22 protein-coding genes are annotated in these 21,275 nt (G+C 71.9%); 5 read left to right on the plus strand and 17 right to left on the minus strand.

The window, feature by feature from the left end; genetic code table 11:
- Nucleotides 1–17: 17 nt before the first annotated feature.
- From hemC to HFP48_RS19860, 4 genes are all read right to left on the minus strand, one after another.
- The gene (gene hemC, locus HFP48_RS19845) at nucleotides 18–1,031 is read right to left on the minus strand and encodes a hydroxymethylbilane synthase (RefSeq protein ID WP_006935961.1); all 1,014 of its coding nucleotides are present in this window, start codon (nucleotides 1,029–1,031) and stop codon (nucleotides 18–20) included.
- A complete protein-coding gene (locus HFP48_RS19850) occupies nucleotides 1,028–2,482 on the minus strand; it encodes a glutamyl-tRNA reductase (protein WP_006935962.1) in 1,455 nt (484 codons plus the stop codon). Before HFP48_RS19850 ends, hemC begins: the two co-directional genes overlap by 4 nt.
- Nucleotides 2,479–3,345 carry a redox-sensing transcriptional repressor Rex gene (locus HFP48_RS19855; RefSeq protein WP_230304505.1) on the minus strand — a complete coding sequence of 289 codons (867 nt, stop codon included), beginning with the start codon at nucleotides 3,343–3,345 and terminating at the stop codon, nucleotides 2,479–2,481. Before HFP48_RS19855 ends, HFP48_RS19850 begins: the two co-directional genes overlap by 4 nt.
- Before the next feature lie 160 nt (nucleotides 3,346–3,505).
- Entirely contained in the window at nucleotides 3,506–3,796 is a 291-nt protein-coding gene (locus tag HFP48_RS19860; RefSeq protein ID WP_006935968.1) for a glutaredoxin family protein, read from the minus strand.
- Nucleotides 3,797–3,995: 199 nt separating this feature from the next.
- On the opposite strand from HFP48_RS19860, the gene HFP48_RS19865 reads away from it, so the two are divergent.
- The gene (locus tag HFP48_RS19865; protein ID WP_139311034.1) at nucleotides 3,996–4,997 is read left to right on the plus strand and encodes an HAD-IB family hydrolase; all 1,002 of its coding nucleotides are present in this window, start codon (nucleotides 3,996–3,998) and stop codon (nucleotides 4,995–4,997) included.
- 15 nt (nucleotides 4,998–5,012) lie between these two features.
- Here the strand turns inward: HFP48_RS19865 and HFP48_RS19870 are convergent, their stop codons facing one another.
- The 7 genes from HFP48_RS19870 to HFP48_RS19900 form a co-directional block, all read right to left on the minus strand.
- Nucleotides 5,013–6,035 (minus strand): lysophospholipid acyltransferase family protein, encoded by a 1,023-nt coding sequence (locus tag HFP48_RS19870; RefSeq protein WP_006935972.1) that lies wholly within the window; start codon nucleotides 6,033–6,035, stop codon nucleotides 5,013–5,015.
- Nucleotides 6,032–7,102, minus strand: a complete 1,071-nt coding sequence (locus HFP48_RS19875) for an NAD-dependent epimerase/dehydratase family protein (protein WP_006935974.1) — start codon at nucleotides 7,100–7,102, stop codon at nucleotides 6,032–6,034. The genes HFP48_RS19870 and HFP48_RS19875 overlap by 4 nt, the downstream gene beginning before the upstream one ends.
- A 230-nt stretch (nucleotides 7,103–7,332) precedes the next feature.
- A complete protein-coding gene (locus HFP48_RS19880) occupies nucleotides 7,333–7,434 on the minus strand; it encodes an AURKAIP1/COX24 domain-containing protein (RefSeq protein WP_003402602.1) in 102 nt (33 codons plus the stop codon).
- Between the two features lie 202 nt (nucleotides 7,435–7,636).
- Nucleotides 7,637–7,873: a helix-turn-helix domain-containing protein gene (locus HFP48_RS19885; RefSeq protein WP_003937551.1), complete on the minus strand. Its 237-nt coding sequence runs from the start codon at nucleotides 7,871–7,873 to the stop codon at nucleotides 7,637–7,639.
- Between the two features lie 121 nt (nucleotides 7,874–7,994).
- Nucleotides 7,995–8,813 carry a pyrroline-5-carboxylate reductase gene (proC, locus tag HFP48_RS19890; RefSeq protein WP_029545142.1) on the minus strand — a complete coding sequence of 273 codons (819 nt, stop codon included), beginning with the start codon at nucleotides 8,811–8,813 and terminating at the stop codon, nucleotides 7,995–7,997.
- A 49-nt stretch (nucleotides 8,814–8,862) separates the two neighbouring features.
- On the minus strand, nucleotides 8,863–9,717 hold the full coding sequence (locus tag HFP48_RS19895) for a thioesterase family protein (protein WP_006935980.1): 855 nt from the start codon (nucleotides 9,715–9,717) through the stop codon (nucleotides 8,863–8,865).
- On the minus strand, nucleotides 9,714–10,385 hold the full coding sequence (locus HFP48_RS19900) for a MerR family transcriptional regulator (RefSeq protein WP_029545146.1): 672 nt from the start codon (nucleotides 10,383–10,385) through the stop codon (nucleotides 9,714–9,716). Before HFP48_RS19900 ends, HFP48_RS19895 begins: the two co-directional genes overlap by 4 nt.
- A gap of 82 nt (nucleotides 10,386–10,467) precedes the next feature.
- Here HFP48_RS19900 and HFP48_RS19905 point away from each other — a divergent pair, with 82 nt between their 5' ends.
- On the plus strand, nucleotides 10,468–10,887 hold the full coding sequence (locus HFP48_RS19905; protein WP_006935984.1) for a hypothetical protein: 420 nt from the start codon (nucleotides 10,468–10,470) through the stop codon (nucleotides 10,885–10,887).
- Here the strand turns inward: HFP48_RS19905 and HFP48_RS19910 are convergent.
- The 3 genes from HFP48_RS19910 to HFP48_RS19920 are packed head-to-tail and all read right to left on the minus strand — an operon-like array spanning nucleotide 10,843 to nucleotide 13,908.
- Nucleotides 10,843–11,805, minus strand: coding sequence for a sugar phosphate isomerase/epimerase family protein (locus HFP48_RS19910; RefSeq protein ID WP_006935986.1), 963 nt, complete (start codon nucleotides 11,803–11,805; stop codon nucleotides 10,843–10,845). The genes HFP48_RS19905 and HFP48_RS19910 overlap by 45 nt on opposite strands.
- A 13-nt stretch (nucleotides 11,806–11,818) precedes the next feature.
- Complete coding sequence (locus HFP48_RS19915; protein WP_168579910.1) at nucleotides 11,819–12,958, minus strand: hypothetical protein; 1,140 nt, start codon at nucleotides 12,956–12,958, stop codon at nucleotides 11,819–11,821.
- Entirely contained in the window at nucleotides 12,955–13,908 is a 954-nt protein-coding gene (locus HFP48_RS19920; RefSeq protein WP_029545150.1) for a Ppx/GppA phosphatase family protein, read from the minus strand. The genes HFP48_RS19915 and HFP48_RS19920 overlap by 4 nt, the downstream gene beginning before the upstream one ends.
- Before the next feature lie 45 nt (nucleotides 13,909–13,953).
- On the opposite strand from HFP48_RS19920, the gene HFP48_RS19925 reads away from it, so the two are divergent.
- Nucleotides 13,954–14,784: a hypothetical protein gene (locus HFP48_RS19925; RefSeq protein ID WP_006935994.1), complete on the plus strand. Its 831-nt coding sequence runs from the start codon at nucleotides 13,954–13,956 to the stop codon at nucleotides 14,782–14,784.
- Here HFP48_RS19925 and HFP48_RS19930 read toward each other — a convergent pair.
- From HFP48_RS19930 to HFP48_RS19940, 3 genes are all read right to left on the minus strand, one after another.
- Nucleotides 14,766–15,455 carry a response regulator transcription factor gene (locus HFP48_RS19930; protein ID WP_029545153.1) on the minus strand — a complete coding sequence of 230 codons (690 nt, stop codon included), beginning with the start codon at nucleotides 15,453–15,455 and terminating at the stop codon, nucleotides 14,766–14,768. The genes HFP48_RS19925 and HFP48_RS19930 overlap by 19 nt on opposite strands.
- A 77-nt stretch (nucleotides 15,456–15,532) precedes the next feature.
- Nucleotides 15,533–16,720 (minus strand): ATP-binding protein, encoded by a 1,188-nt coding sequence (locus HFP48_RS19935; protein ID WP_029545155.1) that lies wholly within the window; start codon nucleotides 16,718–16,720, stop codon nucleotides 15,533–15,535.
- Nucleotides 16,721–16,869: 149 nt separating this feature from the next.
- Nucleotides 16,870–17,616, minus strand: a complete 747-nt coding sequence (locus HFP48_RS19940) for a phosphoglyceromutase (protein ID WP_006936001.1) — start codon at nucleotides 17,614–17,616, stop codon at nucleotides 16,870–16,872.
- A 132-nt stretch (nucleotides 17,617–17,748) separates the two neighbouring features.
- Here HFP48_RS19940 and HFP48_RS19945 point away from each other — a divergent pair, with 132 nt between their 5' ends.
- Together HFP48_RS19945 and HFP48_RS19950 are read left to right on the plus strand one after the other, a co-directional pair.
- Nucleotides 17,749–19,515 carry an FAD-dependent oxidoreductase gene (locus HFP48_RS19945; RefSeq protein ID WP_168579911.1) on the plus strand — a complete coding sequence of 589 codons (1,767 nt, stop codon included), beginning with the start codon at nucleotides 17,749–17,751 and terminating at the stop codon, nucleotides 19,513–19,515.
- A gap of 140 nt (nucleotides 19,516–19,655) precedes the next feature.
- Entirely contained in the window at nucleotides 19,656–21,272 is a 1,617-nt protein-coding gene (locus HFP48_RS19950) for an FAD-dependent oxidoreductase (RefSeq protein WP_168579912.1), read from the plus strand.
- The last annotated feature ends 3 nt before the right edge of the window (nucleotides 21,273–21,275 follow it).

Consider the following 21,275-nt stretch of genomic DNA (forward strand, 5'->3'; position numbering starts at 1 on the left):
GGTGTGGACGGAGGGCGTCAAACATCTGCGGTGCCCTGTTCCGGCGCGTCGTCCGCACGGCTGGTCATCAGCTCGCGCGCACCGAGATCGAGCAACTCGCGGGCCACCGCCCGGCCCAGCTCCTCCGCGCGGTCGGGATCGCCGACGGCGCTCGCGCGCAGCACGTCCGAGCCGTCCAGGGCGGCGGCGCAGCCGCGCACGGACAGTTCCTCGATCACGCGGCCGTCGTCGTCGAGGGATTCGACGACCTCGGCAACGGCCCCGACCGGGGCGGTGCAGCCGGCCTCGAGCTCGGCGAGCAGGGCCCGTTCGGCGACGACCGCGACGCGGCTGGCGCGGTCGTCGAGGCCGGCGAGGATCTCGATCAGTGCGGTGTCCCCGGCGCGGCATTCGACCGCGAGGGCCCCCTGGGAGGGCGCCGGCAGCATCTGCACCGGCTCGAGCGACTCGGTGATCCGGTCGAGGCGGCCGATGCGCGAGAGCCCCGCCCGGGCGATGACGATGGCGTCCAGTTCGCCGGACGCGACCTTCCCGAGCCGGGTGTCGATGTTCCCGCGCAGCGGCTGGATGTCGAGGCCCAGGCCCATGGCGGCGAGCTGGGCACGCCGCCGCGGCGCGGAGGTGCCCACGCGGGAGCCGGGCGGCAGTTCGCCGAGCACCAGGCCGTCGCGGGCGACGAGCGCGTCACGCGGATCCTCACGCGGCGGCACGGCCGCGATCACCAGACGCGGATCCTGCGCGGTCGGCAGATCCTTGTACGAGTGCACGGCCAGGTCGACGTCGCCGGCGAGCAGCGCCTCGCGCAGCTCGGCGGTGAAGACGCCGACGCCGATCCGCTCGACCGGACCGGCGGTCACGTCGCCCTTGGTGGTGATGACGACCAGCTCGGCGGGATGGCCGGCGGCGATCAGCGCGTCCCGGACGGTGCCCGCCTGCGTGGTCGCCAGCAGGCTGCCGCGCGTTCCGATCCGCAGCGTGCGGCTGCCGGTCCCGGCTTCGATCCGGGTGTCCGATGCGACCTCGGCGCTCATGCCTGCCTTTCCTCTCGGGGAGCCCCCAGCGGGCCGGGAAACTGCTTCCGGGGAGCCTGCAGCTCCGTGGTGACGGCCGGATCCAGCGCGGCCGAGAGATCGGTCGCGCCGGTCACGTCGGGCAGCGCGCCGAGCTCCTTCGCCACCGGGGTGGCGACGGCCTCGGCGGCACCCGGACGCAGTTCGAACAGCTCGCGCAGCGCCTCGGCGTACTGGTCGCCGCCGGGGGTGGACGCCAGTTGTTTGACGCGCACCGTCGGCGCGTGCAGCAGCTTGTCCACGACGCGGCGCACCGTGCGGGCGACCTCCCCGCGCTGGCCGTCGTCGAGCCCCGGCAACCGGGACTCGAGCCGCAGCAGCTCGCCCTCGACGACCTCGGCGGCACGCTGGCGCAGGGCGGTGACGGTGGGGGTGACCTCGGCGAGGCGCTGGGACGCGAGGTAGTCGGCGAGTTCGCCGGCGACGATCGAGCGGGCGGCCTCGGTGTCGGAGGCGGCGGCCCCGGCCGCGGGATCGCGTTGCAGCGACTCCATGTCGAAGACGGTGACGCCGGGCAGACCCGAGACGGCAGGCTCCACGTCGCGCGGCAGGCCGAGATCGCAGATCACCAGCGGGCGGGTGCTGCGCTCGGGCTGGGCGAGGGCCCGGTGCGCGTCGGCGAGGGTGACGACCGTACCAACGGCCCCCGTGCAGGTGACGGCCACATCGGCCTGCGACAACGCGGCGGCGAGCCGCTCGAACGGCATGACGTCGGCCTCGACGCCGTTGCCGCGTGCGGTCTCGGCGAGCCGCTCGGCGCGCTCGCGGGTCCGGTTGACCACCACGATGCGCCCGATTCCGGCGCGGGTGAGGTGCGCGACGGCGAGCCCGCCCATCGCGCCCGCGCCGATCACGGCGGCGGTGCGGCCGGCGAGACCGTCGAGCGATGTCGCGGCCTTGTCCAGCGCCACCGACACGACGGAGGCACCCGCCGCGTCGATGCCGGTCTCGGTGTGCACCCGCTTGCCCACACGCAGCGCCTGCTGGGCCAGCTCGTGCAGGGCCCGGCCGGCGGCCTGCTGGGCGTCGGCGCTCGCGTAGGCGGTACGGATCTGGCCGAGGATCTGCTGCTCGCCGACCACCATGGAGTCCAGCCCGCTGGCCACGGCGAACAGATGCTCGGCGGCCGCCTCGCTGTAGCGCACGTACGCGTGCTTGTGCAGGTCGACGAGGGTCAGGCCCGAGTGCTCAGCCATGAGCTCGCTGACGTCGGCCAGCGCACCGTGGAACGCGTCGACCACCGCGTAGATCTCCACCCGGTTGCAGGTGGAGACGATCATCGCCTCCGAGATGTGGTCGGAGGCCATCATCTTGTCGGTCAGCTTGGGTCGATCGGTGTCGGTGACGGCGACCTTCTCGAGGACCGAGACGGGCGCGGTCCTGTGCGAGACCCCGACGAGGAGAACACTCACGGCGCAATCACCGATCCGTTTCTTGTCGCTGCCGAGGCCACTGGGCTCGGCGTTCCTGATGCGGTGTGCCCGTTCGCGCTCGGCGCGGTGAGCCCCGACGCGGCGCGCCGGGTGTCGGTCAGGCCCGCGTGACTGCCGCCCGCCACCTGGGCGAGTGCGTCGTTGCGGGCGCTGTGGAACGAGAGGACCTGCATTTCCACGGACAGGTCGACCCGCCGGACCTCGACATGGTCGGGCACCGCGAGGGGCGCCGAGGCGAAGCTCAGCACGGACCGGACACCGGAGCGCACCAGCAGGTCGCACACACCCTGGGCGGCGTCGTCCGGGGTGGCGATGACGCCGATCGTGGCACCGAGTTCGCGGGCCGCCGCTTCGAGCCCGTCGACGTGGCGGATGGTCAGGTTCCCCACCCGCGTCCCCACCCGCGCCGGGTCGGCGTCGAACAGTCCGGCCATCGTGAACCCTCGGCGGTCGAAGCCGGCGTACCCGGCCAGGGCACGGCCGAGATTGCCGACGCCGACGAGCACCACGCGGTGCCCCCGGTCGAGGCCGAGTGCGTTCTCGATGCGGGCCTGCAGGCGCAGCACGTCGTAGCCGACGCCGCGCACCCCGTTGGGCCCGAGAAAGGACAGATCCTTGCGAAGCTTCGCGGAACCGACCCCGGACGCGGTGGCGAGTTCCTCGCTCGAGACGATGAGCGTGCCCTCGTCGGCGAGCATTCCGAGGACCCGCAGATACGTCGCGAGACGCGTCACAGTAGCCTGGGGGATGTCCCGCACAGGGACACCGGGAGACGCACCCCCGCCGACTTCGGCGACGCCGCCGCGGGCAGCGTCGCCCTGCGGGGGGTGCAGCTCTGTCACGTTCGTGGCTCCTCGTCCGGCCGACGGGTACACGTCGGTCCTCACGGTGATCCGGGGGATTCGTTCACACCACGGTAACCGCTTGTGAAGCCCTGCACAAAGTTGCTCGAACGGCCCCGAATGTGCTTCTCACCTGCACGACGGTTCCGCCCAGGGGCGCTCAACCGGCGAGATCGGCCCGCAACCGCGGCTCGTCGACCTCCCAGTAGCTGTGCTCACGGCCGTCGAGCAGCACCACCGGCAGACGATCGCCGAATTCGGCGCGCAGGTCGGGATCCGTTGAGGCAGCCCGATCGACGTCGATGCACGTCAGCCCGGCTCCGAACTCGTCGCACAGTTGCTCGAGCAGAGTCAGTGCCGGCGCGCAGGCACCGCAGCCGGCTCGGACGAGGAGGGTGATCTCGTGGCGGGTGCCGGATGTGGCGGCGGGTCCGGGCAGATGTTCGCTCATGGGGTCAACTGTGCGTCATACCCCGCCGAGACGAACGTCACACCCACCGGCCACATGCGGCAACGCGCGGAGGGGGCCGTGTCGCGGGCTAGGCTGGGGCGGTCTGCCACACACGACGGCCGGCCGCCGACGAACCGGCCGGCAGCACTCGACGGCGCGGCCGTCGCGCAACAGGGAGGTGCAGGTGCCGGAACGGCCAGTGCCACACGGCTGGGGATTCGGCGAGAACCTGGCCGGCCGCGTCAGCGAGACCCTGGCGGGTCTGATCCGGCCCGGCCGGCGCCGGCTGCTGAGCAAGTTCGGCCCCAGCGAGGCCGAGGTCCGCGCGAACCTCGCCGGCCAGGCGAGCGCCGACGCCGCTCTCGCGCTGCAGGAGGCCCGCACCGAGGCCGAGCCCGCCGACACCTCGACCACCGCCGTTCCGCAGGACCTGACCGCGGCCGCGTTCTTCGACGTCGACAACACGATGGTGCAGGGCGCGTCGATCATCCATTTCGCGCGCGGACTCGCCGCCCGCGACTACTTCACCAAGTCCGACCTGGCCGAATTCGCCTGGCAGCAGGTCAAGTTCCGGGTCACCGGCAAGGAGAACTCGGACGACGTCGCCAGCGGCCGCGAGAAGGCGCTGTCGTTCGTCGCCGGCCGGTCCACGGCGGAGCTGGCCCGCCTCGGCGAGGAGATCTACGACGAGATCATCGCGGACAAGATCTGGCCCGGCACCCGGGCGCTGGCGCAGATGCACCTCGACGCCGGGCAGCAGGTGTGGCTGGTGACGGCCACCCCGGTCGAACTGGCGAACGTCATCGCCGAGCGGCTCGGTCTGACCGGCGCCCTCGGCACCGTCGCCGAATCGGAGGACGGCGTGTTCACCGGCCGCCTCGTCGGGGACATCCTGCACGGCCTGGGCAAGGCCCACGCGGTGCGGGCCCTGGCGATCCGCGAGGGCCTGAACCTCAAGCGCTGCACGGCGTACTCCGACAGCCACAACGACGTGCCCATGCTCTCGCTCGTCGGCACGCCGGTCGCCGTCAACCCGGATGCCGACCTGCGGGAGCTGGCGAAGACCCGGGGCTGGGAGATCCGGGATTTCCGCACGGCCCGCAAGGCGGCGCGCATCGGGGTGCCGACGGCGCTGGCGCTCGGCGCGGCCGGCGGAGCGCTCGCCGCCGCCCTCGGCCGGCGCCGCGACCCCGCCGCGTGACGCGGGGCCGGTGCCCTAGCCGAGAAAGACGTTGCGCCGCTTGGTGAGCAACCGGTACAGCGTCTGCTGGATGGTCTCCCGCACGTGGTCGGTGACCTCGAACAGCACCATCGGATCCTCCACCGCGGCGTCGTCGTAGACGTCGGTGGCGATCGGTGTGCCGAACTCGATGTACCACTTCGAGGGCAGCGGAACGATGCCCAGCGGGCCGAGAGCCGGGAAGAGCGGGGTGATCGGGAAGTACGGAAGGCCGAGGAGCCGGGCGATGGACGTGAGGTCGGCGATCTTCGGGTAGATCTCCTCCGAGCCCACGATCGAACAGGGCACGATCGGTGCCTTGGTCTGGAGCGCGGCCGAGACGAAGCCCCCGCGCCCGAACCGCTGTAGCTTGTAGCGTTCGCTGAACGGCTTGCCGAGCCCCTTGTACCCCTCGGGGAACACCGCGACGACCTGATCCTCGCGGAGGAGCCGCTCGGCGTCGGGATGGCACGCGAGGGTGTGCCCGGCCTTGCGGGTGACGCTGCCGACGACCGGCATCCCGAAGGCGAGGTCGGCCGCGAGCATCCGCAGCGGACGGTGGGCGAGGTCGTGCACCGCGACGGAGGTCATCAGCGCATCCACCGGCAACGTGCCGGCATGGTTGGCGACGATCAGCGCGCGGCCGTCGGCCGGAATGTTCTCGATGCCCCGCACCTCGACGCGGAACCACTTCTCGAACAGCGGCCGCAGCGCGGGCAGCAGGACGTTGTCGGTGAAATGCGGATCGAACCCGAAGTCGTCCACCTCGTAGTCGCCCGTGATGCGGCGCCGGAGGAACTCGGCGGTACCGGTGATCTGCCCGACCAGCTTGTGCCGCAGATCGTCGAGGAACCCGTCGGCCGCCGTCTCCTGCACGGGCAGCTCGGGGCGCTCGGGTGGGGTCGGCGAGCCGAGGCCGTACGTCGACGGATGACCGGAACCGGCCCCCGGGCGTGCGGCCGCCCGCCGCGCCGACCCCGTCCCACCGTGGAGCGGAATCACCTTGGCAACTTCTGTCATCGCGCCTCCATCCGCTCTCCGAGCGCCGAGAGCAGGACCGACTCGGTTCGATCGACCCATTCCGTCCGGACGACCCGCCGCAGTCCGACGTTGCGGGCGAAGTCGTCGAGTGCCTGCTTGGTGGTCCACCTCGGCTCGAAGCCGAGTTCGGTGCGCATCCGCGTGGTGTCCAGGCCGCGCCCGAAGTGGAAGTAGTCGAGTTCTTCCTTGTTGAACGATTTCATCACCGGCCCCATCAGTGCCTGCCCGACGGTGCGGAACAACCCGTAGGGCATCGGCACGGTCAGTCCGCCGGCCCGCCGCACGGCCTGCGACATCATCACGATGCCGTCGCCGGCGACGTTGTAGGTCCCGGGCGGCCCCGCGACGGTGGCCCGTTCGAGCGCCGAGAGGGCGTCCTCCTCGTGCAGCAACTGCAACCGGGCGTCGCGACCGAGGATGGTGGGCACGATCGGCGAGGTGAGGTACCGCGAGACCGAGCCGGGCATATGGTTGCCCACCGTCGGGGCGAGACGCAGGATCGTCGCGGCGATGTCGGGCCGCCGGCGCGCCATTCCGCGCAGGTAGCCCTCGACCTCGATCATGTCGCGGGCGAAGGCGCCGGTCGGCCGCCGGCGCGCGCTCATCTCCTCGGTGAACTTCGCGGGGTCCTTCGCGCTCGAGCCGTACACCACCGACGACGAGCGCAGCACGACGCGCCGCACGGACGGGGTCTTCTGGCACACGGCGAACAACTGCATCGCGCCGAGGACGTTCATGTCCTTCATCGCGGCGCGGCTACCGGACTTGGGAGCTTTGGTGAGGGTCGACGCGTGGACGACGGTGTCGACGTCCATGTTCCGGATGACCTTGCCGATGAGGGGGTTGCGGATGTCGGCGAGCACGAACTCGGCGCGGCCCATGCGCCGCAGCATGTCCTTGGTGGGCGACTGGGTGTCGACCGCGATGACGCGCTCGACCGCCGGATGCTGCGCCAGCCGGGTGACCAGGTAGCCACCGAGGAATCGGCTCGCTCCGGTCACCAGGGCCACCCTCGGCGGGTCGATACCGTCGATCTCCGAACTCACCCACATACCCCCTGCCGTCACTCCGGTCTCTCACGATACGGTGACTTTCGCAACAAAGCATTACACCGGAGTAACCGATCACCGGAATGGCCCCTGTGCGGGACCTTCGGCCCCTCGGGCGCACACTCCGCATTCCGGCCGAACCGGACATTCCGCTCGCCGGCCGCCGACGAGCCGGCGGAAACGCTCGATGCCCGCCACCGCGGGGTGACGGGCATCGGGAGATCGATCTACTTGCCGAGTTTACGACGCTGCACTCGGGTGCGGCGGAGCAGCTTGCGGTGCTTCTTCTTCGACATGCGCTTGCGGCGCTTCTTGATCACAGAACCCATCTGGGTTTTCCCTCACGTTCTCTCTAGCGTTCCTGCGCGCACGCCGGTGACGTACGCCTGTTGTCGACGCTGGGCCTCGTGGTGACGAGCTCAGCGCCTCACGACACCGGGTGGCCGGTACGACGACAAGCAATCCTACCGGGGCGGGTTTCGATCGGTGAAACCGAGGTCCGCTCCGGGTTCGATTGCGGTCGTCGACCGCTCAGCCGACGTCGAAGTAGGACGTTTCCAAGTAGTCGTGCACAGCCTTGGCGTGCACCCGGAACGAACGCCCCACTCGCACGGCGGGCAGTTCCCCGCTGTGCACCAGCCTGTACACGGTCATCTTCGACACCCGCATCAGCGCCGCCACCTCGGCGACGGTGAGGAACTGGGTGCCGGAGAGAACCGACTGACCGTCCTCGGGTTGGCCCTTCGACGGTTTGCTTCCAGATACCATTACACACCTCCGGCACGTCCCGCGCCGCCGGCTTCCCCTCCGGCGGAACAGACACGCACGTGCTCGATCGAGCTTAGCGTGACCAATGGTTCCCGTGCGACGATGCGCGCGACGAATTTCCTCAATCCCCGGACGAACCGAGGGCCGCGGAGCGGTCCCGGGCCGCCGCGAGCGCCTCGTAGAACGCCGTCCGGACGCCGCCGCGCTCGAGTTCCCGGATCGCCGCCGCGGTGGTTCCGCCCGGCGATGTCACCGCTGCACGCAGGTCGGCGGCGTTCTCCCCCGACCGGGCGAGCATGGCCGCCGAACCGGTCATCGTCTGCACCACCAGCTCGGTGGTGGTCGCCCGCGTCAGGCCCAGAGCGACGCCCGCATCGATCATCGCCTCGGCGACGAGGAAGAAGTACGCCGGGCCGGAACCGGACACGGCGGTGACCGCGTCGATCTGGGACTCGGGAACCACCGTCACGGTACCCACGGACTCCAGGATCTCGCGCGCCAGCGCCAGATGGTCGGGCTTGACGTGCCGGCCGGCGGCGATCACGCTCGCACCCTCCCCCACCAGCATCGGGGTGTTGGGCATGACGCGCACGACCGGCGATCCGGCGGGCAGCTTGTTCTCGTACCGCGACGTGGGCACGCCGGCCACCAGCGACATCAGCAGCTTCTCGCGGTCGCTGTCCAGGTCGGCCTTGCCCAGGTCCGCGAGCACCACGTCCACGTCGCCCGGCTTGACCGCGATCACCAGCACGTCGGCGCCTTCGGCCGCGTCGGCGATCGAGTCGGTGACGCGGATCGAGTACTCGGTGGCCAGCTCCTCGGTCCGGGCCGGGAACTTCTCGACGACCACTAGATCCTTGGTCGCGAATCCACTCTGCAGCAGCCCCGAGACCAGCGCCTCGCCGATCCTGCCGCCACCGATCACCGCAATTCTCGTCATGGGCAACAGCCTGCCACGACCGTTGTCGTGCCCCGCATCGCCCCGACGATCAGCGCGGGATCATCGCGAGCTGGCGGCTCTGCACGACGACGGCGCCGGTGGCGTCGACGACGGTGTGGTCCTCCTCGAACCAGGCGTTGCCCAGGACCGTGCTGTCGGCCATGATCCGCAGCCAGCCGGGCGCCGGCAGTCGCCGCAGGTAGGCGGTGAGCTGCACGGTCGGAGCCCAGCCGAACAGGCCGCGATTCATCGTGACCGGGGCCGAGATGTCCCCGGCCATCAGCGCGAACAGCACGGCGGTGTCGACGTCGGCCTCGTCCCCCGGCCACGGCCGCGCCCACATCCGCACCACCGGTTCGCCCTGCTCTCCCGCGAGGAAGCGGGCACTGGTCTCGTCCACGACGAGGTCGGCCCCGCCGCACAGGTTCACCACCTGCGCCATGGGATGGCCGGGACCGATGAGGGGCGCGCCGGCGGGCGGCTGCACCGGCAGCCCGGTGACCGGGTGCGGCGCGGTGTATCGCGGCTCGCCCGCGTCGGGCTGTCCGAGCGTCACCGAGGCACGGACCGCGATGCGGTCGCCCTGAGCCAGCTCCACGTCGACCAGACCGACCTGCTTGCCCAGCTTGCGGACGGTGGTGGTCAGCTGCACGTCGCCGGGGTCGGGGGCGGCGACGAACCCGGCACTCACCGCGAGGGGCTGCACGGCCGGATCGGACCCGGCGGCCTGCAGCGCCGACCGGGCCGCCGCGGCGCACACGGCGAGCATGCAACCGCCGTGCACCTTGGGGCCGATCGTCCAGACCGGGGCGATGTGGGCGAGCCAGCGATCGTCGCCGGCGGCGTCGAGTGTCGTCAGGTCGCGGAACGGGTGGTTCTCGGGATCGGGCACGGCGTCGGTCACTGCTGCTCCTGGGAATCGGCGACGGGGCTGTCGGGGGAACCGGGTGGGAAGAACTCGGTGAAGCGGCGGGCGGCAAGGTGCTGGTGCGCGAGGCGGCGCATCGCGGTGAGGACGGGTTCGTACAGGGCCGTGCCGAGGACCGCCGCCTCGACCGTCGCATCCCGGGACCGGGTGGGCAGCAGGTCGAGGTCGAGCTCGGCGATGCCGAGCACGTGCCGTCCGTAGACGTCGATGCGCTCGTCGCTCATCGCCAGGCCGGCGGATTCGAGGGCGGCCAGGGCTCGCTCGAGCTGCGCGACGGCCGCGAACCGCGGGTCGTAGAGCTGGCCGAGCCGCTCGAGGACGCGCCGGGCACGCGGATAGTCGCGGGGTTCGGGCGCGTCGTCGTCGGGCGGGTAGGGCGGCAGCGCGGCAATGGCCCGGCCGAGGGCGACGAACAGCGACTCGTCGGTGCCGTCGAGGAGACGGACGATCTCGCGGATGCGCGGCAGCGGCAGCCCCTGGGCGGCGAGCGCACGGATCAGGGCGAGGCGGCGGACGTGCCGCTCGTCGTACCGGGCCTGGGTGGCGCTGGTCGCCTCGCCCGGCATCAGCAGGCCCTCGCGCAGGTAGTACTTCACGGTCGCCAACGGGACGCCGGTGCGGGCCACCAGTTCCGAGATCCGCATTGCCACCTCCTCTTGACATCGGATAGTACAACTATCCAGTGTTGGATATTGCAACTATCCAATTGTCTGCGAGGAGGACCTCGTGCATCCCGTACTCGTCATCGCCCTCGGCGCCACCCTGCTCACCGTCGCCGGGATCGCCTTCGGCGGCACGTTCCTGCTGCGCGTCACCGGCGGGCGGGTGCCGGCCAACGAGTTGCAGAAGGCCTTCTTCCGGGCCGGTCACGCCCACGCCGGCGTCCTCGTCACCCTGGGATTGCTCGTGGCGGTGCTCACCGACGCGGTCGGCGCCTCACCCGGATGGGCCGCGGCCGGCGCGCTCGCCGTGCTCGGCTCGGCGATCCTGATCCCGGCCGGATTCTTCCTGTCCGTGCTCGGCCCCGACCCCCGGCGGCCGGGCGCGATGATCGCCTCGGTGTGGCTCGGCGCCGCCGCCCTCGTCGCCGGGGTGACGATCTCAGGCGTCGTGGTTCTCGGCGCCGGGATCGGCGCCCTGGCCTGACGCGCGAACCTGCTCGATCGCCGTCGAACGCGGATGCTCGGGCCCGGTGGTGATCGCCAGTCGGGGGGCGCGGTGCAGATGCTCGCGCGCGAAGGCCAGCGCCTGGGCCAGCGCCCGTGCCCGCGCGGACCGGGTACGCGCCCCCTGGGTGCTGACCTCCAGGACGACGTGCCCGGAGAAGTCGCTCTCGGCGAGGAGCCGGCACACCTGCTCACACGGCTGGCCCCCCTCGCCCGGGAGCAGATGTTCGTCCGTCGAAGCACCGTGGCCGTCCGCGAGGTGCAGATGGGCCAGACCACCGCCCATGCGCTCGGCGAGCGCCACCGCGTCCATCCCCGCCGTGGCGGTGTGCGAGAGGTCCAGCGTGTAGTGCGCGAAGCCGGTGTCGGTGGGATCGATCGACGGGCTGTAGGCCGACACCGCCCGGCCCGGCCCGCCCCGCTTGCGCATGCGCTGGGCGGTCCGGTCGCGGCCGCCGAAAAACACGTCGGCGCGCATCGGGTACATGTTCTCCACCGCGACGACCACGTGACTGCGGTCCTCGAGGTCCGCCACCTGATCCGCGAAGCCGTCCGCGTAGCGGCGCTGCCACCGGAACGGCGGATGCACCACCACCGACGTGGCACCGAACGATTCCGCCGCCCGCACCGACCGCTCGAGCTTCGCGGCCGGGTCCGAGCCCCACACGCGTTGCGAGATCAGCAGGCACGGCACGTGCACCGCCAGCACCGGTACGCCGTACTTGCGCACCAGCGCCTGCACCGCCCGCACGTCCTGGCTCACCGACTCGGCCCAGATCATCAGCTCCACGCCGTCGTAGCCGAGTTCGGCCGCATAGCGGAAGGCCGCCTCGGTGTTCTCCGGATACACCGAGGCGGTCGACAACCCGACCAGGATCTCTCGCGAAAGGACGCTCATGACGACGTGCGGATCAGCCGGTGGGCAGCAGGAACAACAGTGGACCGAACGTCACGAAGGCGCCCACGGCGAGAGCGATGAGCTGGCTCGTGATGTCGTCGGTGCGGCGGAGGATGCGCACCATCGCCACCAGGCCGACAATGACCAGAAGTGCGAGCGCGAACGCCACCCACGGCAACGCGTCCCACAACTGTTCGAAGCCCTTGAACAGCAGCGCGCCCGCGATGATCGCGACGACGCCCTCGCCGATCAGCCGCACCCACTGACCGATCGCGCCGCGCGGCTCACCGGTGTCGGACGGGGCCTCGTCCGGCTCCGCCGCGGCCGGGGTCTCCGCCGGGGCGGCACTGCCGCGGCGACGGCGTGACCGCGCGGACCGCTCCTCCGGCTTCTCCTCGTCCGGCTCGTCCGCGGCGACGGGCTCGCCGATCGTCTCGGTGTCGCCGTCGGCGGTGTCGTCACCGTTGCCCCGCAGGTCGCTCGCGGGCCCGGACAGCAGCCTCGGCTCGGGGGCGTCGGCGGGCCGCGCCGGCGCGCTCGCGGTCACCTCGGCGTGGGCCCGCGCCCGCCGCGGCAGGACGGCCGGGCGGATGATCTCGGTCGGCGACTCGACCTTCACCGGCTGCACCCGCTCGGCGGCTGCCGGCTCCTCGCGCGTCCGGGGCGGCGACGGCGGGACCTGGGTCTCCGGCTCGACCTTCGGCGCCTCGAGTGCGAGGGGCTCGACCTTCGGCGTCGCCGGCACCACGGGCCCCGCCTTCGCCGGCACGACGGGCTGCGCCTGTGCCGGCACCACGGGCCCCACCTTCGGCTTCGCCGGCACCACGGGCTCCGCCTTCGCCGGCACCACGGGCTCCGCCTTCGCCGGCACGAGGGACTCCGCCTTCGGCGCCGCAGGCGGGGCGGACACGGCCGGCTCGGCCACCGGAGCCTCGGCCTCCGGGGCCTCCGGGGCCTTCGTCTCCGGAGGCTCGGTCGGCTCGGGCTCCGGAATACTGACGGGAATCTCTCCGGTCAGTTCCGCGACCGAGATTCCCCCACTGACGCCGCGGCGGCGACGTCCGCCGGCGCGGGAATTCACCTTCTGGCCGTTCCGGGCCAGCAGCTCCGCGACGGAGATCTGCCCGGTGTCGGTGCTGTGACCGTCCGTCATTGCGAAACCACCATCAATTCGCCCCCCATCTCGGTGTCGAGTTTGCGGAGGATGAGCCCCTCTCGCAGGGCCCAGGGACAGATGTCGAGCGTCTCCACTCCCAGCGCGCGCATGGCGGCCTCCGCGACCAGCGCACCGGCGACGATCTGCTGCGACCGGTCGGAGCTCACGCCCTCGAGCTCGGCACGGTCCGCGGTCGTCATGCGGGAGATGAACGCGATGAGCTGACGCAGCCCGGCGGCGGTCAGGGTGCGCCGCACGCGCGGGCCCGCCGACGACGGGGCGGCACCGGTCAGCCGCGCCAGGGTGCGGAAGGTCTTCGAGCTTCCGACGCACAGGTCGGGAACGCCGGCCGCACGAAGCTCCTGGGCGGGCCGGACGAGCTCGGCGTCGAGCCAGTCCCGCAGCACCGCGACGCGCCGCTTGCCGGGCGGGTCCTCGCTCAGCCAGTCCCGGGTGAGGCGACCGGCGCCGAGCTGCAGCGAGAACGCGCAGTCCGGGTCCTCGTCGCCGCCGAAGGTCAGCTCGAGGGAGCCTCCGCCGATGTCGAGGCACAGGATGCGTCCCGCGCTCCAGCCGTACCAGCGCCGGACCGCCAGGAACGTCAGCCGGGCCTCGTCCACGCCGGAGAGCACCTCGAGTGCGACGCCGGTCTCGGCGCGGACGCGACGGAGAACCGCTTCGGAGTTGTTGGCGTCGCGCACCGCGGAGGTCGCGAAGGCCATCAGCTCCTCGCACCCGGAGGTGCGGGCGATGCCCGCGAAGTCGGCGACCGTCTCGACCAGCCGGTCGGCGCCCTGCGGGGTGATGTCGCCGCGGTCGTCCGTGTTCTCGGACAGGCGCAGGGTGGCCTTCGTCGAACTCATGGGGGTGGGATGGCCACCGCGATGAGCGTCCACCACGAGCAGATGGACGGTGTTGCTTCCGACGTCGAGTACCCCTAGGCGCACATACATACGGTACTGGGTCTACCGTCGGGTCCTGTGACAGCAGGTATGCCCGGCGCCGCACACAAGCAGGTCCCGGCCCCCGAAGTTCCCCTCGACTTCCCGCGCGAATGGGTCGAGTTCACCGACCCGGACAACAGCGAGCACGTCGTCGCCGCCGACCTGACGTGGCTGCTCTCCCGCTGGACCTGCGTGTTCGGCACGCCCGCGTGCCAGGGCATCATCGCCGACCGCCCGGACGACGGGTGCTGCTCCCACGGGGCGTTCCTGTCGGACGACGACGATCGCGCCAAGCTGGACGCCGCCGTGAGACATCTCACTCCCGAGGACTGGCAGTTCATGGAGAAGGGACTCGGCAAGAAGGGCTACCTCGAGGAGGACGACCTCGAGGACGAGCCGGCCCTGCGCACCCGCCGCTACAAGGGTGCCTGCATCTTCCTCAACCGGCCCGGTTTCGCCGGTGGTATCGGCTGCTCGCTGCACAAGATGGCGCTGCGGCGCGGCATCGAACCCCTCGAGGTGAAGCCGGACGTGTGCTGGCAGCTGCCGATCCGCCGGACCCAGGACTGGGTCGAGCGCCCCGACGGCACCGAGGTGCTGCGCACCGTCGTCACCGAATACGACCGGCGCGGCTGGGGCGAGGGCGGCCACGACCTGGACTGGTACTGCTCCGGATCGCCGGACGCCCACGTGGGCGCCTCGCCGGTGTGGCAGTCGTACGCGCCGGAACTGCGCGAGCTGATCGGCGATGCCGCCTACGAGGAGCTCGCGCGGCTGTGCCGCCGCCGCGAGGGGCTGGGCCTGATCGCCGTGCACCCCGCGACGACGGCCGCCGCCGAGCGGACGCCGGAGCCCGCCCCCTACCCCTCGAGCTTGTAGCCGAGGCCGCGGACGGTGACCAGGTGCTGCGGCTTGGCGGGATCGGCCTCGATCTTCGAACGCAGCCGCTTGACGTGCACGTCGAGGGTCTTGGTGTCGCCGACGTAGTCGGCACCCCAGACCCGGTCGATGAGCTGGCCGCGCGTGAGCACCCGGCCGGAGTTGCGCAGGAGGTACTCGAGCAGGTCGAACTCCTTGAGCGGCAGGGTGACCGGTTTCCCGCCCACGTGCACGACGTGCCGGTCCACGTCCATCCGCACCGGCCCGGCCTCGAGGATCCCGTCGTCCTGTGCGGACTCGGCGTCGCTCTCCCCGCCGCGGCGCAGCACCGCGCGGATCCGGGCGATGAGTTCACGCGCCGAGTACGGCTTGGTGACGTAGTCGTCCGCTCCCAGCTCGAGGCCGACGACCTTGTCGATCTCGCTGTCGCGAGCGGTCACCATGATCACCGGCACGCCGGACCGGCTGCGCAGCTGCTTGCACACGTCGGTGCCGCTCATGCCGGGCAGCATCAGGTCGAGCAGGACGATGTCCGCGCCGGCCCGGTCGAACTCCGCGAGCGCCGACGGTCCGTCGCCGACGACGGTGGTGTCGAAGCCCTCCTTGCGCAGCAGGAACGCGAGCGGATCCGCCAGCGATTCCTCGTCCTCCACGATCAGCACACGCGTCACTGCTGGTCCTCCGTACCTTCCGTTACCTGGTGCATCCGGCTCGCTTCCGTTTCTCGTCGTGGATGTCGGCGTGGTCGTCACCGCTCCGCCGTCAGCGCCGCCCCGCCCTCGCGGCGAGGGGAGGCGACCTGTGACTCGCGGGGGTCGGCCGAGTGGGCGGGGATGAGGAGCGTGAACGTCGATCCGGTTCCCGGCTGGCTCCACAACCGGATCTCCCCGTTGTGGTTGGCGGCGACGTGCTTGACGATCGCCAGGCCGAGACCGGTGCCGCCGGTGGCGCGGGAACGGGCCTTGTCGACCCGGAAGAACCGTTCGAAGACGCGCTCCTGGTCCTCCTTCTCGATCCCGATGCCGCGGTCGGTCACCGCGATCGCCACCTTGCCCGCGCGCAGGGACCGGCTGACCGAGACCGGCGAGCCTGGGGACGAGTAGGCGACCGCGTTCTCGATGAGATTGGCCAGGGCGGTGACGAGCAGCGTCTGATCGCCGAGGACCTCGTAGCCGCTGGGGGCGTCGGTGGTGACGGTGATCTGCGCGTTCTCGGCGGTCAGGCGGGTGCGGCGCAGCGCCTCCTCGACGACGTCGTCGACCTCGACCACCTCGAGGTTCGGGAGCTTCTCGGCCCCCTGCAGACGCGAGAGCGCGATCAGTTCGGTCACCATGTTGCCGAGCCGGTTGGCCTCGCTCTGCAGCCGGGTTCCGAAGTGCCGCACGGATTCCGGGTCGTCGGCGGATTCGAGCAGGGCCTCGGCGAGCAAGGCCATCGCGCCCACCGGCGTCTTGAGTTCGTGGCTGACGTTGGCGACGAAGTCCCGGCGCGTGGCCTCCATCCGGACCTGCTCGGAGTCGTCGTAGGCGTAGAGCGCGACGAAGCGTGCGTCGTCGTCGAGCAGGCGCCGCGCGACGCAGCGCACCGCGACGCGCTCGCGACCGCGCGGGCTCTTCGCGGTGAGGTCGAGCTCGGCGGGCTCACCGGTCTCGAGGACCCGGGTGGCGGCCGCCCAGGCCGAGTCCTCGACGAGCCGGTTGCGGACGAGGCCGAGTTCCTCGGCGCGCGGGTTGAACAGGATGACGTCGTGGAACCGGTCGACGACGGCGATGCCCGTGTCCGCGCCGTAGACGACGCGGTCGAGCACCTGGGCCATGGTCAGGTCGGCGTCCGTGCGGTCGGTGGCCCGCCCCCGGAGGAGCCGCATCAGCACGATCGCGAACACGGCACCGAGGACGGCGGCCCCGGCGAGCAGCACGGCCTGCACAACAGTCACGTCTCGAATCGTACGTAGGCACGGCGGGACGGTGACAGCGGGTCGGGGCATTCCGCCGCACGTCACGCCGCATGTTCGCGGCATTTGCCGCGTGTTCACCGGCCGTTTCCCGGGGGCCGCGGGACGGCTGCCCGCGGCCCCCGGAGGGACTACCGTCCGCCCTGGCCGGCGACGGCGGCGGCACCGGCCGCGGCCGCCTCGGGATCGAGGTACGTGCCGCCCGGGTTCAGCGGGCGCAGGTTCTCGTCGAGGTCGTAGCGCAGCGGGATGCCGGTGGGGATGTTCAGCCCGGCGATCTCCTCGTCGGAGATCCCGTCGAGGTGCTTGACGAGGGCGCGCAACGAGTTGCCGTGGGCCGTGATCAGAACGGTCCGGCCGGCCCGCAGGTCCTGGGAGATGGTCTCCTCCCAGTACGGGATCAGGCGCTCGACGACGTCCTTCAGGCACTCGGTGAGCGGCACCTCGTCGACGTCCGCGTACCGGACGTCGCTGTCCTGGCTGTACTTGCTGCCGGGCTCGATCGGGGGCGGCGGGGTGTCGTAGCTGCGGCGCCACAGCATGAACTGCTCCTCGCCGAACTCCGCCTTGATCTCCGCCTTGTTCTTGCCCTGCAGCGCACCGTAGTGCCGCTCGTTCAGGCGCCAGTCACGCACGACCGGGATCCAGTGCCGATCCGCGGCGTCGAGCGCGTAGTTGGCGGTGCTGATCGCGCGGCGCAGCAGCGACGTGTACAGCACGTCCGGCAGGAGACCGTGCTCCGCGAGCAGCTCGCCGGCACGCTTGCCCTCGGCGATCCCCTTGTCGGTCAGGTGCACGTCCACCCACCCCGTGAAGAGGTTCATCGCGTTCCATTCGCTCTCGCCGTGGCGGAGCAACACAAGTGTTCCGTTGGTCATGGGCCAATCCTGGCACGCCCGGGCGGCGGTGCCACGTCCGCACCGTTCGGCGAATCCGCCCCGCGGGCCGCACACATCGGATATATGTGACAACGGTTGTTTTCAGAACGACGTCCGGATCGGGGGATTCTCGTGTTCGACACCCGGCTTTCCCGCCGCACCTTCCTCACCGCCCTGGGCGCGGTCGCGGTCGCGCCCACGACCGCTCACGCCGCACCGCGCTCGCCCGCGCTGCGCTCGGGGGGCCGGCGCGTCGCCGTGCTCGGCGGCGGGATAGCGGGCCTGACGGCCGCCCACGAACTGATCGAACGCGGCTTCGAGGTCACCGTCTTCGAACCGACCGCCCTCGGCGGCAAGGCCCGCAGCATCCCGTCGTCGGGCACCGGGTCCGGTGGACGCGCCGACCTGCCCGGCGAGCACGGCTTCCGCTTCTTCCCGGGCTTCTACCGGCACATCCCCGACACGATGCGGCGGATCCCCTTCCAGGGCAACCCGAACGGCGTGTTCGACAACCTCGTCGCCGGATCCGCCTTCCGGATGGCGATCCCCGGCGGGCCCGACCTGACCGCCCCCGCGTCGATCGCGCCGCTGCGCCCCGACGTCCTCGACCCCGCCTCGCTGCAGGAGTCCCTGGCCGCCGCCTTCTCCCTCGGCGGCGCGATCCCCCCGCACGAGCTGGCCGTCTTCACCCGCAAGCTGGTGATGTTCCTGACCAGCAGCCTCGAACGCCGCCACGGCCAGTGGGAGCACCAGACGTGGTCGCAGACGCTCGAGGCCGACGGCAAGTCGCCGGCCTACCGCAACATCCTCGTCTCGGCGCTGACCCGGCAACTGGTGGCCGCCCGGCCCACCGTCGCGTCCACCCGCACCATCGGCATCATGGGCCAGGCGTTCGTGTGGAACGCGATGGGCACCGTCCCCGAGTACGGTCACCTGGACCGGCTCCTCGCCGCCCCCACGAACGAGGCCTGGATCGACCCGTGGGCCGCGCACCTGCGCGCCCTCGGCGTTCGATTCGAAATGGGCTGGGCGGCCGAGGCTCTCGACATCTCCTCGGGCTCGATCACCGGAGTACGGCTGGTGGACGGCGGCGGCACCCGCGCCGTCGCCGAGGCCGACTGGTACGTCGCGGCGATGCCCGTGGAGCGGGCCGTGCCGCTGTGGTCACCGCGGATCGTCGCCGCCGATCCGCGGCTCGGAGCCATGCGGAACCTGCAGACGGACTGGATGGTGGGCATCCAGTACTTCCTGCGCCGGCCCACCCCGATCGCCGACGGGCACGTCGCCTACCTCGGCTCGCCGTGGGCCCTGACCTCCATCAGCCAGGGCCAGTTCTGGCGCGGGGACTTCGCCGCCCGCTACGGCGACGGCAGTGCCCATGACTGCCTGTCGGTGGACATCTCCGACTGGGACACCCCCGGCATCCTCCACGGGAAGACCGCGAAGGAGTGCACCGCCGAGGAGATCGCCCGGGAGACGTGGGCGCAGATGTCGGCGTGCCTCGACGACACCGGCACCGGCGTCCTCGACGAGAACGACGTCGTCTCGTGGTTCCTCGATCCCGGCGTCCGGTGGGACGCCGCGCAGGCCCGCAACACGAACGACACTCCCCTGCTCGTCAACACCGTCGGTTCGTGGGCCGACCGTCCGGACGCGCGCACCGCGATCCCGAACCTCTTCCTCGCCGGCGACTACGTCCGCACCGACATCGATCTCGCGACCATGGAATCGGCCGGCGAATCGGCGCGGGCGGCCGTCGCCGCGCTGCTCGAGGCCGCCGACTCGCCCGCCGCACCGCCGGCGCGGTACCGCCTGCACGAGCCGCCCGAGCTCGAGCCGATGCGGCGGATCGACGCCGACCGCTACCGCGCCGGGCTGCCGCACATCCTCGACGTGTGACGTCGGGGGCGCGCGCTGCCCGGCGGCGAGAGGGTCCGGAGCGTGGTCCCGTCGGCACGGAAGCAGGATGCGGCGAACGGGCACGCGCCGGAGGCGGATTCGGACATACTTCCCTCGAACGCGACGAAAGGGTATGCCCGATGAGCGAGACCTCGGTCCTGGTGGTCGGCGCCGGCCCGGTCGGACTGACCGCCGCGCTGGAACTGCGCCGGCGCGGCGTCGACGTCGTGATCGTCGATCGGCTCCCGGAGCCGCCGCAGTACGCCAAGGCGGTCGGTATCCAGCCGCGCACGCTCGAGGTGTGGGACGCGATGGGCGTGCTCCGGCCGTCGCTCGACGTGTCCGCGCCGATGCACGGGCAGCTCGTGTACGTCGACGGGCAGGAGGTGATGCGCCTCGAACTCGCACTGCCCGAGGACGTGCCGTACCGATTCGTCTGCATGCCCCAGTACGCCACCGAACGGGTGCTGACGCAGGCCCTGGCCGAGCACGGCACCGTCGTGCGCCGCGGCGTCGAACTGACCGGCTTCGACCGGACCGCGGACGGCGTGGTCGCCGCCCTGCGCGACGGCGAGGACACGACGCGGCTGGCCGCCCGCTATCTGGTCGGCTGCGACGGCGCGCACAGCGCCGTGCGCAAGGGCCTCGGGGTGTCCTTCGACGGCGACGCGTTCCCCGAGGAGTACATGCTCGCCGACGTCGAACTGGACTGGTCGATGCCGGCCGGTTACGGCATCCGCGCGTCGACGCGGACCGACGGCACGACGACGGACATGATGGTGTGCATCCCGCTGCCCGGCGACGGCCGCTACCGCCTGTCGACGTTCGTCGCGCCGGACCTGGCGACGTCCGCGCCCGGCGTCGGAACCGTCGCGCACGGACCCGAGGGCGGGCGCCGGCCCACCCTCGGTCACATCCAGGCGGTGCTCGACCGGCTGGCGCCGGAACCGACGCGGGCGAGTGCCCTGCGCTGGTCGTCGGTGTTCCGGATCAGCCACCGCCTCGCCGGGAACTACGGTGGGGGCCGGGTGTTCCTGGCCGGGGACGCCGCGCACATCCATCCGCCCACCGGGGCGCAGGGCATGAATACCGGCATCCAGGACGCCTACAACCTCGGCTGGAAGCTCGCGCTGGCGGTGCAGGGCCGCGCCGCCGACGGCCTGCTCGACAGCTACGACGCCGAGCGCCGGCCCATCGGGGAGGAGGTGGTGGGCCGCACCGTGCGGCACGCCCGGCAGGGCATCGGGGCCGGCGAGACGGACGCGGCGACCGCGATCGCGCGCGAGGCCCAGTTGCTGCTCGGCTACCCCGGCAGCCCGCTCGTGGGCGGCGACGTGCCGGACGGCGGCGGTCCGGCCCCGGGTGATCGCGCCCCGGACGCGACGGGACTGCGACAGGACGCCGTCGCGTCGCCGCTCCGGCTGCACGAGCTGCTGCGCCACCCCGGTCACACGGTGCTGCTGTGGGCGCCGACGGTGCAGGCGCTGGCGTCCCAGCGGGAGCTGGCCGAGCGGGCGGCGGACCGTTTCGGCGACGCGCTGCGGGCGTACGTGCTCGTGGCGGGACCCGCCGGGACGCCGGCCGACGGCAGGGTGCTGCGCGACGACGCGGGCCGCGCCGCGCAGGCGTACGGGTTCGGCGGTGCCGCCGCGGCCGTGGTGGTGCGGCCGGACGGCTACGTCGGGTTCCGGGCGCAGGATCCGACGATCGAGGCGCTCGCGGCGCATCTCGGCCGGATCCTGCGGCCCGGACGTTAACCG

This window comes from Rhodococcus sp. DMU1 (genome assembly GCF_012272955.1).
Taxonomy (GTDB): Bacteria; Actinomycetota; Actinomycetes; order Mycobacteriales; family Mycobacteriaceae; genus Rhodococcus; species Rhodococcus aetherivorans.

Coding starts and splice junctions, on each gene's coding strand:
- HFP48_RS19900 (WP_029545146.1), bottom strand. CDS start 10,385: ATGCGGATCTCGGAACTGGTGGCCCGCACCGGCGTCCCGTTGGCGACC.
- proC (WP_029545142.1), bottom strand. CDS start 8,813: ATGACGAGAATTGCGGTGATCGGTGGCGGCAGGATCGGCGAGGCGCTG.
- hemC (WP_006935961.1), bottom strand. CDS start 1,031: ATGAGCGCCGAGGTCGCATCGGACACCCGGATCGAAGCCGGGACCGGC.
- HFP48_RS19925 (WP_006935994.1), top strand. CDS start 13,954: ATGCCCGGCGCCGCACACAAGCAGGTCCCGGCCCCCGAAGTTCCCCTC.
- HFP48_RS19870 (WP_006935972.1), bottom strand. CDS start 6,035: ATGACAGAAGTTGCCAAGGTGATTCCGCTCCACGGTGGGACGGGGTCG.
- HFP48_RS19915 (WP_168579910.1), bottom strand. CDS start 12,958: ATGACGGACGGTCACAGCACCGACACCGGGCAGATCTCCGTCGCGGAG.
- HFP48_RS19860 (WP_006935968.1), bottom strand. CDS start 3,796: ATGAGCGAACATCTGCCCGGACCCGCCGCCACATCCGGCACCCGCCAC.
- HFP48_RS19950 (WP_168579912.1), top strand. CDS start 19,656: ATGAGCGAGACCTCGGTCCTGGTGGTCGGCGCCGGCCCGGTCGGACTG.
- HFP48_RS19885 (WP_003937551.1), bottom strand. CDS start 7,873: ATGGTATCTGGAAGCAAACCGTCGAAGGGCCAACCCGAGGACGGTCAG.
- HFP48_RS19940 (WP_006936001.1), bottom strand. CDS start 17,616: ATGACCAACGGAACACTTGTGTTGCTCCGCCACGGCGAGAGCGAATGG.
- HFP48_RS19910 (WP_006935986.1), bottom strand. CDS start 11,805: ATGAGCGTCCTTTCGCGAGAGATCCTGGTCGGGTTGTCGACCGCCTCG.
- HFP48_RS19880 (WP_003402602.1), bottom strand. CDS start 7,434: ATGGGTTCTGTGATCAAGAAGCGCCGCAAGCGCATGTCGAAGAAGAAG.